General features: G+C 40.5%; 8 protein-coding genes and 1 tRNA gene. 5 read left to right on the top strand and 4 right to left on the bottom strand.

The features are described from left to right. The first annotated feature begins 23 nt into the window (after nt 1-23). On the top strand, nt 24-500 hold the full coding sequence (gene secB / locus V4P57_RS08895) for a protein-export chaperone SecB (protein WP_455466165.1): 477 nt from the start codon (nt 24-26) through the stop codon (nt 498-500). A 50-nt stretch (nt 501-550) separates the two neighbouring features. On the opposite strand, the gene V4P57_RS08890 is transcribed toward secB, so the two are convergent. Beyond that, the gene (locus tag V4P57_RS08890; RefSeq protein ID WP_455466164.1) at nt 551-2,848 is read right to left on the bottom strand and encodes an NADP-dependent malic enzyme; all 2,298 of its coding nucleotides are present in this window, start codon (nt 2,846-2,848) and stop codon (nt 551-553) included. 226 nt (nt 2,849-3,074) lie between these two features. On the opposite strand from V4P57_RS08890, the gene mutS reads away from it, so the two are divergent. Further along, nucleotides 3,075-5,810, top strand: a complete 2,736-nt coding sequence (gene mutS / locus V4P57_RS08885; protein WP_455466163.1) for a DNA mismatch repair protein MutS — start codon at nt 3,075-3,077, stop codon at nt 5,808-5,810. Between the two features lie 354 nt (nt 5,811-6,164). Here the strand turns inward: mutS and ilvD are convergent, their stop codons facing one another. From ilvD to V4P57_RS08870, 3 genes are all read right to left on the bottom strand, one after another. Then, complete coding sequence (gene ilvD / locus V4P57_RS08880; RefSeq protein ID WP_455466997.1) at nt 6,165-8,003, bottom strand: dihydroxy-acid dehydratase; 1,839 nt, start codon at nt 8,001-8,003, stop codon at nt 6,165-6,167. Between the two features lie 650 nt (nt 8,004-8,653). Further along, nucleotides 8,654-8,729, bottom strand: a tRNA-Ala gene (locus V4P57_RS08875). 122 nt (nt 8,730-8,851) lie between these two features. Next, nucleotides 8,852-9,232 carry a TIGR02300 family protein gene (locus tag V4P57_RS08870; protein WP_455466162.1) on the bottom strand — a complete coding sequence of 127 codons (381 nt, stop codon included), beginning with the start codon at nt 9,230-9,232 and terminating at the stop codon, nt 8,852-8,854. 185 nt (nt 9,233-9,417) lie between these two features. Between V4P57_RS08870 and aroA the strand changes: the two genes are divergently transcribed. The 3 genes from aroA to rpsA all read left to right on the top strand — a co-directional run bounded on the left by aroA (nt 9,418) and on the right by rpsA (nt 13,224). Continuing rightward, a complete protein-coding gene (gene aroA / locus V4P57_RS08865) occupies nt 9,418-10,746 on the top strand; it encodes a 3-phosphoshikimate 1-carboxyvinyltransferase (RefSeq protein WP_455466161.1) in 1,329 nt (442 codons plus the stop codon). Then, nucleotides 10,743-11,390, top strand: coding sequence for a (d)CMP kinase (cmk, locus tag V4P57_RS08860; protein ID WP_455466160.1), 648 nt, complete (start codon nt 10,743-10,745; stop codon nt 11,388-11,390). Before aroA ends, cmk begins: the two co-directional genes overlap by 4 nt. Before the next feature lie 133 nt (nt 11,391-11,523). Then, entirely contained in the window at nt 11,524-13,224 is a 1,701-nt protein-coding gene (gene rpsA, locus V4P57_RS08855) for a 30S ribosomal protein S1 (protein WP_455466159.1), read from the top strand. Nucleotides 13,225-13,288: the final 64 nt, after the last annotated feature.

Genomic DNA, 13,288 nt, shown 5'->3' with positions numbered 1-13,288 from the left:
CATTATGATAAGAGGTTTTTAGTATGGCCGAAGGTGAAATTAACAACAATGGTGGAGAGTCAGTTTTTGCTGTATTGACTCAATATTTAAAAGATTTTTCATTTGAAAATCCAAACGCCCCTCGCTCACTGCATCCGCGAGAAAAGGCACCACAAATCGATATCAACATTAATGTCAACGCTAATCCAATTGGTAATGACAATTATGATGTCGTTTTGTCCCTCTCGGTCAAAGCCAATGATGACACTGAAGTACTGTTTCATGTAGAACTTATTTACGGTGGTGTTTTCCATCTTGAAAATATTCCTCAAGAGCATGTGATGCCGCTCGTTTTTATTGAATGTCCCCGTCTCTTGTTCCCATTTGCTCGGCAAATCATATCTGATGCTACCCAAAATGGTGGATTTCCACCTTTGTGGATTGACCCAATTGATTTTGCAGCACTCTTTCAAAAACGCGTTGCTGAAGAACAAAAAAATAGCCAAACACAACCATCCTAAAAATTCATTTTAAACAAAAAGGCCCTAAAATATTAGAGGCCTTTCATTTTTTATAGCTTCTTCGCATGATAAGCGGCAAGCGTTGCAATATTAACAACATCCGTATCACTTCCACTAAACGGAACAATTTGGACAGATCTTTCCAATCCAATCAAGATAGGGCCTATAATGGTTGCTTCACCAAGTTCTTGCAACATTTTACTAGCAATGGAAGATGCATGATATCCAGGCATCACTAAAATATTAGCAGGTTCCGTTAATCCCATAAAAGGATACTGTTGCATCAATTTTGAATTAAGCGCCACATCAGCACTCATTTCTCCATCAAACTCAAAATCAACATTGCGTTCATGTAAAATATTAACAGCATCTTGAATATGTTGTGTAACCGATCCTTTCATATAGCCAAAAGTGGAAAATGCTACAAACGCTACCCGTGGTTGATATCCAAGCCCACGAACAAAAGAAGCTGCCTGCTCCGCTATATCAGCAAGTTCTTCGGCATTCGGCTTTTCGTAAACGGCTGTATCCGCAATAAACACAGTTCGCCCACGGCAAATTGCCATCGAAATACCAATCAATCGTTCTTTTGGTTTCTCAGCAATTACTCGACGAATATCAATCAATGCTGTTTCATAATTGCGTGTGACCCCTGTCACCATTGCATCAGCATCCCTTAATGCCACCATACAGGCAGCAAAATAATTGCGATCATTATTGATACGACGATGACAATCACGTAACAGCCAACCTTGGCGCTGCATTTTCTTATAAAGATAATCAGCATAAGCATCCGTGCGACAGGAGAGCTTAGCATTCATGATAGAAATACCTTCACGCTGAAGATCAATACCAGCAACAGCAGCAGTTTCTTTAACTTGCTCTTCACGACCAATTAAAATCGCCTGCCCTAGTTTTTGATGAACGTAAGAAACAGCGGCCCGCATTACCTGCTCTTCTTCACCTTCTGCAAAAACAATTTGTTTTGGTGCTTGACGAACATGATTATAAACACCACGCATCATCGATGAAATAGGGTCACGTCTTGCATTCAAATCACGTTCATAAGCCTCTAAATCATCAATGTGCCTTTGCGCAACACCGCTTTCCATCGCTGCTTTTGCCACCGCCATTGAAACAACAGTAAATAAACGCGGATCAAAAGGAACAGGGATGATATAATTCGGACCAAATTTTAATCGCTTTCCACGATAAGCTTCCGCAACACTGTCAGGAACTTCTTCATGAGCCAAGTCTGCCAAAGCCCTTGCAGCAGCAATTTTCATGTCCTCATTGATGACTTTTGCACGCACATCAAGTGCACCACGAAAGATATAAGGAAAGCAAAGAACATTATTAATCTGATTTGGATAATCGGAACGGCCTGTCGCTACAATGGCATCACGACGCACCAGCATAACTTCTTCCGGCGTAATTTCTGGATCAGGATTAGCCATGGCAAAAATAATCGGTTGAGGTGCCATCGATTTTACCATCTTAGAAGTAATTGCGCCTTTAGCAGAAACCCCAAAAAACATGTCAGCACCTTCCATTGCTTCAGCGAGAGTGCGTTTATCGGTTCGAACAGCATGAGCAGACTTCCATTGATTCATTCCCTCTTCACGACCTTCATAGACAACACCCTTAGTATCACATAGTATGATATTTTCAGGTCGGAATCCCATTGCCTTAATAAGTTCAATACAAGCAATCCCTGCAGAACCAGCACCATTACAAACTAACCGCGTATTTTGCATATCGCGCCCAGTTAAATACAAAGCATTAAGCACACCAGCAGCAACAATGATTGCTGTGCCATGTTGATCGTCATGAAAAACAGGAATATTCATGATCTCGCGTAAGCGACTCTCAATAATAAAACACTCAGGTGCTTTAATGTCTTCAAGATTAATACCGCCAAAAGAAGGCTCTAAATGACGCACCAAATTGATAAAACTTTCCGTGTCATTCGTATCAACTTCCAGATCAATTGCATCAATATCCGCAAAGCGCTTAAACAGCACGGCTTTGCCTTCCATCACCGGCTTAGATGCTAATGCACCTAAATTTCCTAAACCTAAAATAGCTGTCCCATTTGATATAACAGCGACAAGATTGCCTTTTGCCGTATAATCATAAGCCAGCACTGGATTTTTGGCAATTGCTCTCACTGGAACAGCAACTCCTGGTGAATAAGCAAGTGCTAAATCATGCTGCGTTGCCATGGACTTCGTTGCAACAATTTCAAGCTTACCTGGTCGACCACGGCTATGAAAATCAAGCGCTTCTCGCTCAGTAGCACTATAAACCATTTGATGCATTTTTTGATCCGGTTCACTTTTTTTCATCTCACTTCATTTTCTCCAAAAATATAGTGCAAATTCTGTTCGATAATGTCTGTCATTATCCAATTTTTAAATTTGATTCATATGCTAGAAGTCGCTATGCTTGCTCTGGCAGACTTGTTCATGTTCATGCGTTTCAATTCAAAGATAATAGAGATAATGAAGATAAACATTGAAGTAAACAAAAAAGGGCATCCAAGATTTACTTGAAGGAAACAAGAACGTAAAAATGGATAAAAAAAACGATCATAAAAGTAATTCAATCCCACAGCCGTCCTCCTCATCTGCTCTTCATAAACAGCGCCTTACACCAATGATGGAGCAATATATAGAAATCAAAGCAGTTAATAATGATTCCCTGCTCTTTTACCGTATGGGTGATTTTTATGAATTATTTTTTAATGACGCAGTCGAAGCAGCTCAGGCTTTAGGAATTACACTCACAACACGTGGAAAACATTTGGGTGAAGATATTCCTATGTGTGGTGTTCCCGTTCATGCTGCTGATGATTATTTGCAAAAACTCATTGCTCACGGTTATCGTGTTGCTGTTTGTGAACAGACAGAAGACCCTGCAGAAGCAAAAAAGCGTGGTTCAAAATCCGTTGTTCGGCGAGATGTTGTGCGCCTTGTCACACCTGGAACTATAACAGAAGAAAAGCTTCTTGATCCAACACGCGCAAATTATCTAATGGCACTTGCCCGCATAAAAACCAGCGACGGAGAAGAGTTTGCCCTTTCCTGGATTGATATCTCAACAGGTATATTTCGTGTAACAGAAAGTCGCCATGAAAAACTTTTAGCAGACATTATGCGTGTGGATCCACAAGAAATCATTGTCGCCGATTCCTTTTTCCATGATAAATTTCATAAATCGCTTTTTAATGTTCTTGATCGTATCGCTTCACCGCAACCCGCTAATCTTTTTGACACAATCACCGCTGAACAGGATATTTGCAATTATTTTAAACTCTCAACCCTTGAAGGTGTTGCCGATTATTCACGTCCAGAACTTTCTGCAATCGCTGCTGCTATTCGTTATATCGAAAAAACACAAATTACTCACCGCCCTCCCATTATGCGCCCTGAACGCCAAAATGAGAGTGCTACCCTTTTCATTGATGCTGCAACGAGGCTAAGTCTTGAGCTTGTTCGAACAACATCCGGTCAACGTGATGGAAGTTTATTAAAAGCCATTGATCGTACTGTAACAGGAGGGGGATCACGCCTTCTTGTCGACCGCCTTATTGCTCCCCTAACGATACCTTCGGCTATTGATAAGCGCCTAGATTCGGTTGCCTTTTTTCTGCGTAGTACATCTCTTGCAGAAGCTATAAGACTCATTTTGAAAGGGGGGCCAGATATGCCCCGTGCAGTTTCACGTTTGGCTCTTGGACGAGGAGGGCCGCGTGATATGGCCGCAATTCAGCGTGGTTTTGAAATTATTTGTCAACTTAATCAGCTTCTTAACAATGAATTGCTCCCAGAGGAAATAAGTGATGTACAAGAAGTATTCTCACATTTACCCGCTGCCTTGCATTTGCATTTAGAGAAAGCATTGGCTAATGATCTCCCTTTGCTTAAACGTGATGGTGGTTTTATTCGTTCCCATTATCACCAAAAACTCGATGAAATGCGCGCTCTACGCGATGAATCACGCCGTGTTATTGCTCAACTTCAAGAAAAATATGCCCAAGAAACAGATATTAAAACACTTAAAATAAAGCATAACAATATCCTAGGATATTTCATTGAAGTAACCAATTTACAAGCGTCAGCTCTCACAAATACCTCACAAGCAAAAGCGCGTTTTATTCACCGACAAACAATGGCAAACGCTATGCGTTTTACCACCACTGAACTTGCCGAACTGGAAAGCCGTATTGCCCATGCAGCTAACCATGCACTGACCCTTGAACTGGAAATCTTTGACACTCTTGTTCATGAAATTATCGAGCAGGCTGACTTTATTCGTAACGCTGCCGAAGCGCTTGCTATTTTGGATGTCTCCGTTGCTTTATCACATCTTGCTGAAGAACAAGGATATTGTCGTCCTAAAATTGATCAGTCACTTACCTTTCATATTACCGCAGGACGTCATCCTGTTGTAGAGCAAGCGCTTCGAAAGCAAGCAGCCGAACCCTTTGTTGCTAATAACTGCGACCTCTCTGTGCAAGAAAATCATCAATATGCAGCAATCTGGCTGTTGACAGGCCCAAACATGGGAGGAAAATCAACTTTCTTGCGGCAAAATGCTCTTATCGCTATTATGGCGCAAATGGGTTCTTTTGTTCCAGCCACATCAGCACATATTGGCGTTGTTGATCGCTTATTTAGTCGTGTTGGTGCTTCTGATGATCTCGCACGGGGACGCTCAACCTTTATGATGGAAATGGTCGAAACAGCAACAATTCTTAATCATGCAAGCCACCATTCCCTTGTTATTCTCGATGAAATCGGGCGGGGGACATCAACTTTTGATGGGCTTTCAATTGCTTGGGCAACTGTTGAATATCTTCATGAAGTTAATCAGTGTCGTGCTATTCTCGCCACACATTTTCATGAAATGACAGCACTTACCGAGAAGCTTAACCGCCTCCATAATGTAACAATGAAAGTCAAAAATTGGAATGGCGAGGTTGTTTTCCTTCATGAAGTGACATCGGGAGCTGCTGACCGATCTTACGGGGTACAAGTTGCAAAGCTTGCTGGACTTCCCGCAGCGGTCATTACACGTGCTACAAATGTTCTCCATCAATTAGAGCAAAGTGAAATGGCTGGAAAAGGACATAAATTAATTGACGACTTACCACTCTTCTCTCTTAAGGCAATATCTCCTATCAATCAAGAAACACAAATACATTATGCGCTTCATGAAGCATTAGAAAATATCCATCCTGATGAACTCTCTCCTAAACAAGCTTTAGAAGCACTTTATCGCCTCAAACAACTAGAAAAACACTAAATCCTTTATAGGAAATCAAAGAGGGTGTTTTCTCTTGAGAGTTTAACTCGTATTGACTTTTCGCTGTACTATCATCTCTTTTACGCGATGTCTTTTAAGAAGCACTAAAGTCAATGCTGAGAAAACAATGGAGTAATACCTTCTGAAACCAATTTTTTGTTTTTATACAAAAAAGAAATTCATAATGCTCAATAATCGTATCACTCCACTTTTACCTTTTTGCTAAAATCTTACCCATTCTAGTTTAAAATATTCTTCTAGAGCATATAAAATAACCAGCTTGGAATATTATTAAATAATGCCTCACAAAATCCTTCCCTATGCATCTTTTATAAACCGGATTCCTCACTTAAATCATATGCTCCGAACTGCACCCTTAGCAGCAGAAGTTGTCATAGCTGCATAAGCTTGAAGCGCCTTTGAAACTTTACGCTTACGCTCCTCAACTGGTTGCCAAGCGGCATTTCCTTTTTCTTTCATTTTGGCACGACGGCGCATAATCTCAATATCATTTACCAACATATGAATAGTGCGGTTAGGAATATCTATTTCTATTATATCTCCCTCTTCTACCAGAGCAATTGCACCTCCTTCAGCCGCTTCGGGTGAAATATGTCCGATAGAAAGCCCTGAAGATCCTCCAGAAAATCGACCATCGGTTACAAGTGCACAAACCTTTCCCAATCCTTTAGATTTGAGATAGCTCGTGGGATAGAGCATTTCTTGCATTCCAGGTCCACCGCGCGGACCTTCATAACGGATTAAAACGATATCACCTGACTTAATTTTATCAGTTAAAATCGCTGAAACAGCTGAATCTTGGCTCTCAAAAATCCTTGCTGGACCTTTAAAAGTTAAAATCGACTGATCAACACCTGCTGTTTTTACAATGCAACCATCTTCTGCAAGATTTCCATAAAGAACAGCTAATCCTCCATCTTGCGAATAAGCATGTTCAATATCGCGAATTACACCTTTTTCACGATCAAGATCAAGAGTATCATAACGGTAAAATTGGCTAAAAGCCGTTTGCGTTGGAATACCACCTGGAGCAGCGCGATAGAATTCATGAATCGTTGTTTCATTTGTCTGTTTTACATTCCATCGACAGAGAGCTTCTTTCATTGTTTTTGCATGCACCGTGTAAACAGATGTATCAATGAGTCCGGCTGCATCTAATTCACCCAAAAGCCCCATAACACCACCAGCACGATGAACATCCTCCATATGCACATTGGCAACAGCAGGTGCAACCTTACATAAAACAGGAACATGACGCGAAAGGCGATCAATATCTGTCATGGTAAAATCCACCTCACCTTCTTGTGCCGCTGCTAAAAGATGTAAAACTGTGTTGGTTGATCCCCCCATGGCAATATCAACAGTCATTGCATTTTCAAAAGCTTTGCGCGAAGCAATAGAACGCGGTAAAATTGTTTCATCGTCTTCTTCATAATAACGCTTAACCAACGCAACAATTTGTCGTCCAGCTTCTTCAAAAAGCATTCGACGGTCTGCATGCGTTGCTAATATTGAACCGTTTCCAGGGAGAGAAAGCCCTAATGCTTCGGTTAAACAATTCATAGAATTAGCAGTAAACATTCCTGAACAAGAACCACATGTAGGACAAGCAGCGAGCTCCATTTCAGCAACTTCTTCTTCTGAGTTATTTTCTGAAGCTGCAGCAATCATGGCATCAACTAAATCAACACTCAGATTTTGATCTTTCCATTTAATCTTACCTGCTTCCATAGGACCACCTGAAACAAAGATTGTTGGAATATTCAACCGTAAAGAAGCCATTAACATGCCAGGCGTAATCTTGTCACAATTGGAAATACAGACAAGTGCATCAGCACAATGGGCATTGACCATATATTCAACAGAATCAGCAATGATTTCACGTGAAGGCAAAGAATAAAGCATTCCATCGTGCCCCATAGCAATTCCATCATCTATCGCAATTGTGTTAAATTCTTTTGCAACACCACCAGAAGCCGCTATTTTTTGTGCCACCAATTGCCCAAGATCTTTTAAATGGACATGCCCTGGTACAAATTGCGTAAAAGAGTTCGCAATCGCAATAATTGGTTTACCAAAATCGGTCTCTTTCATCCCTGTTGCACGCCAAAGACTACGGGCACCTGCCATATTGCGCCCATGAGTCGATATTCTTGAACGGTAAGAAGGCATTGTTTTTTTCCCCTCAAATAATTCCATTTTCTCTGTTGTGCTGCAAGCTAACCTTAAAAACAAGAGCTCTCGCGCATGAATAAAGAATAATATCTCTATTGGGACATTTAAATCACAAAACTAGAAACCCTGTATAAACCTTTTTCAACAGCACATCATCCAGTAAAACTTTTTTAAGAAAGTAGAATCCTATAATAACAGCCTTTTAGCTGCACAAAAACCCTTGTATTTAAGCGATAATATTAGAATAAGCATTTATTTGCGTTAGAGCAACAAGGGTTGATTTTTATCGTATAAAAACAACCTCTATTGATAACACCTCTCTCCAAATGCTTTTATAAGTATTATGCATTATGCCACAAATGATAAACTGCTCGCTCTTCTTTTGGTGCGTATCACAAAAATAGCATTAAACTGGTCGTTCACTTTTATGACAATAAAATCGCTTGAATCTTATAAACTATAAAAATTCATAACAAACATAAGTGTATACAGAGGCATTACGAAATCATTGGAAAATATACTCCGCTATCCGTAAGAACAATCTTGATATTCGTGGAGAAATTATTAATCGGCAATTACTATGGCTACAAGTAGCACCTCTCCAATAAAGTAAATGCTGATGCTTTATTAAACAAATAGAATCTTTTTGGTGGAGCTAAGCGGGATCGAACCGCTGACCTCTTGCATGCCATGCAAGCGCTCTCCCAGCTGAGCTATAGCCCCACATAAAGACGGATCATCTCCCAAAAGGACGAAAAAAACCCTCAGAGCAATTTTCTAGAACGAGAAAAATTGAAGATCAAGAGGAATTTGCATTCAATGAAAAGAATACACTCTGACCTTTTTTAAAGATCATCATCGTTAGCAACACCACCTCCGATAATACCAGTAACATCATCATCATCGTCATCTTCATCGTGAGATAAAAACGTATCATCATCATCACCGAGGTCCACATCACTATCTTCCAAGTCAGGAATATCATCATCTTTAGAATCATCTCCATCTTCTTCAAGAAGCATAAAGGCAGATTTTTCAAGCGCTGTATCAAGTTCTTCAGTATCAACTTCTTCCTCACTACTTGCTTCAGCTGCCACAACCTCAAAATAAGAACGCGGATAAGAAATCCCTGTATAAGGTGACACAATAGGATCGCGGTTAAGATCATAAAACTTTTTTCCCGTTTCCGGGTCAACACGTTTTGTTCCAAGTTCCTGTTTTGCCATGGACAGTGCCTCTTTGGTTAGCTATCATTCATTAAACATAAATTTCATGCTCCTTAATCGAAAGATAATGCCTTTGTCAAAGATAAATACGTCGTTTCACACGGATTTTCTCATGACGCTTCTCAAAGCATGTGCTAAAGGATGCTTAATTCAACAAAATTTAGATAAAATTAAATATAATTTCTATGCAAAAAACAATACCCATGACTTCCTACCAATCTACCAGTCTTTCTGGAAGAATTACAATACCAGGAGATAAATCAATCTCACATCGATCCCTCATATTGGGAGGATTAGCAAGTGGTGAAACACATATCCACGGATTGCTTGAAAGCGATGACGTTCTTAATACAGCTGCTGCTATGCAAGCTATGGGTGCATGCATTCACAGAAAAGATGATCTCTGGATTATTCGAGGAACCGGAAATGGTTGCCTATTGGCTGCACAAAAACCTTTAGATTTCGGCAATGCTGGCACAGGTGCCCGCTTAGTCATGGGGATGGTTGGTCCTTATCATATGAAAACAACCTTTATCGGTGACGCTTCTCTCTCCAAACGTCCAATGGGACGTATCCTAGACCCGTTACGATTAATGGGTGTTGAAATTGAAGCAACATATGGTGATCATCTCCCTTTAACACTCTATGGTCCGAAAATGGCTAGCCCAATTCGCTACCGTATTCCAATGGCTTCCGCCCAAGTTAAATCAGCAATCCTACTTGCTGGACTCAATACCGCTGGTACCACAACTGTTATTGAACCGATTCTCACACGAGATCATACAGAAAAAATGTTAAAAGCATTTGGTGCCGAACTTGAGATAGAAACAGATGCAGAAGGAACACGTTTCATCCATCTCGGCGGTCAACCACACCTTACTGGACAAGTAATTAATATCCCAGGTGATCCCTCTTCTGCCGCTTTTCCACTTATCGCAGCCCTCCTTGTAGAAGACTCTGATATTACTCTTGAGAATGTTCTTATAAACCCTTCTCGAATAGGATTTATCGAAACATTATGGGAAATGGGCGCTCAAATTGAACTTTTAAATAAACGCCAAACAGGTGGAGAGGATATTGCCGATTTGCGTGTTAAATCATCAACGCTAAAGGGTGTCACTGTGCCCAAAAAACGTGCACCATCAATGATTGATGAATATCCCGCTTTGGCAGTAGCAGCAGCCTTTGCTGAAGGCAAAACCATTATGCTAGGAATTGAAGAATTGCGCGTTAAAGAATCAGATCGACTGTCTGCAATTGCTCAAGGACTAAAAATTAATAACGTGAATTGTGAAGAAGGTAAAGATTTTCTCATTGTTCATGGAAAAGGCTCCGCAAAAGGATTGGGTGGTGGAAAGGTCACCACGCATCTTGATCATCGAATTGCCATGTGCTTTCTAGTTTTTGGGTTAGTCTCAGAAAAACCTGTTACTATTGACGACAAAAGAATGATCTCTACCAGCTTTCCAGAGTTTGTTCCTTTCATAAAAAGACTGGGGGGGAAGATTTCTTGAAACCTTTTGTTATAGCCATTGATGGGCCAGCAGCATCAGGAAAAGGGACATTAGCACGAAAAATTGCTACGCATTATTGTCTTCGCCATCTCGATACCGGTCTCACTTATCGCGGTGTTGCTTATGCACTGTTACAACAAAAATTTGCTCTTGATGATGAAAAAAATGCGCTTGCTTGTGCTAAAGAACTTGATTTTAACACTTTAAATCCAGCTGTTCTTGCTTCTCATGAACTTGGCGAAGCCGCTTCAAAAATAGCAATTATCCCAGCTGTACGTGAAATTCTTGTTGCTAAACAACGTAACTTTACTAAAATTTTTCCTGGAAGCGTTCTTGATGGCCGCGATATTGGTACCGTTGTCTGCCCCGATGCTGATGTTAAGCTTTATGTTCTAGCCAATGTTCAAACAAGGGCAGAACGTCGCTATCAAGAAATTTTAAAACAAGGAGTTCAAGCAGATTATCATGAAATCCTAGCTCAACTTGAACAACGTGATAGTCGCGATATAACCCGCAAACAAAGCCCATTAAAACCAGCAAATAACGCCCACTTGCTTGATACGTCAGAATTGAGTATAGAAGCGACATTTACAATTGCATGCGCTTTTATTGATCCAACCATAAAAGCGCGTATAATTGTATGAAGTCGTCAAGGTGATTTCCGGCCAAGCGCTGATTTTTCTTCCTATATTAAGGAAAAAGGCATGAAGTCACCCCGTATCAACACTAACCTAGCGCTTATACCTTTTATAATTAAGGTATGTATCAGGAGTTCTTATGTCACAATACAACCCCACAACAGCGGATTTCGAAGCCCTTTTAATGGAATCTTTCCAAACCAATGATCTTAATGAAGGATCCGTTGTTAAAGGCCGTGTCATTGCAATCGAAAAAGACATGGCGATTATTGATGCTGGACTTAAAGTCGAAGGACGTATTCCACTCAAAGAATTTGGAGCTAAAGGAAAAGACGGTTCTTTACAAGTTGGAGATGAAGTCGAAGTTTATATTGAACGCATTGAAAATGCAATGGGTGAAGCGGTTCTATCCCGTGAAAAAGCACGGCGCGAAGAAAGCTGGTTTCGTTTAGAAGAAAAATTCAATGCTGGTATACGCGTCGATGGTGTTATCTTTAGTCAAGTGAAAGGAGGCTTTACAGTCGACCTCGATGGCGCTGTTGCTTTCTTGCCTCGCAGCCAAGTTGATATTCGCCCCATTCGCGATGTTTCATCTCTCATGCATAATTCACAATCCTTTGAAATTTTGAAAATGGATCGTCGTCGTGGCAATATTGTTGTTTCACGTCGTACTGTCTTAGAGGAAAGCCGAGCTGAACAACGTTCAGAAATCGTACAAAATCTTGAAGAAAACCAAATCGTTGAAGGTGTGGTTAAGAATATCACTGATTACGGGGCTTTTGTTGATCTTGGTGGAATTGATGGTCTCTTACATGTCACAGATATGGCGTGGCGGCGTGTTAACCACCCATCTGAAGTTCTCACAATTGGTCAAACTATTAAAGTCCAAATTATTCGCATCAATCAAGATACACACCGTATCTCTCTTGGAATGAAACAGCTTGAAAGTGATCCTTGGGAAAGCATCAGTGCTAGATATCCCGTTGGTACAAAAATTACTGGTGCTGTTACAAACATTACTGATTATGGTGGTTTTGTTGAAATAGAGCCAGGAATCGAAGGGCTTATCCATGTTTCCGAAATGAGTTGGACAAAGAAAAATGTTCACCCTGGAAAACTTCTCTCCACATCACAAGAAGTGGAAGTTGTTGTTCTTGAAATTGATCCTTCTAAACGGCGTATTTCTCTTGGTTTAAAGCAAACATTTGAAAATCCATGGGTCGCTTTTGCTAATAAATTTCCTGTGAATTCACAAATTGAAGGAGAGGTCAAAAACAAAACAGAATTTGGTCTCTTCATTGGGCTTGAGGGAGATGTTGACGGCATGGTTCACCTCTCCGATCTTGATTGGAATCGTCCTGGTGAACAAGTCATTGATACTTACAATAAAGGTGATGTTGTTAGAGCCGTTGTCCTTGATGTTGACGTTGAGAAAGAGCGTATCTCTCTTGGAATTAAGCAACTTTCTAACGATAAAGTTGGAGAAGCAGCTGCTGCTGGAGAACTTCGCAAAGGCGCTGTTGTGACGTGCGAAGTTGTTGCAGTTAATGAGAATGACATTGATGTAAAATTGGTTGATCACAATCTTGAAACAACCATTCGCCGAGCTGATTTAGCACGTGATCGTGACGAACAACGTCCTGAACGTTTTGCTATTGGTCAAAAAGTTGATGCTCGCATTACTGCATTTGATAAGAAAACACGCAAACTTTCAGTATCCATTAAAGCTTTAGAAATTGCAGAAGAAAAAGAAGCTGTTGCTCAATATGGCTCAACAGATTCAGGCGCCTCTCTTGGTGAGATTCTTGGTGCAGCTTTAAAAAAGCAAGAACAAGATTAATAGATTAATAGTTAAAACTAAGGTCGCTAGAAAAACTAGCGACCTTTTTTTATTCTTCAATGAA

This window comes from Bartonella sp. B39 (genome assembly GCF_053795145.1).
This window is presented reverse-complemented; position numbering and strand designations above follow the sequence as displayed.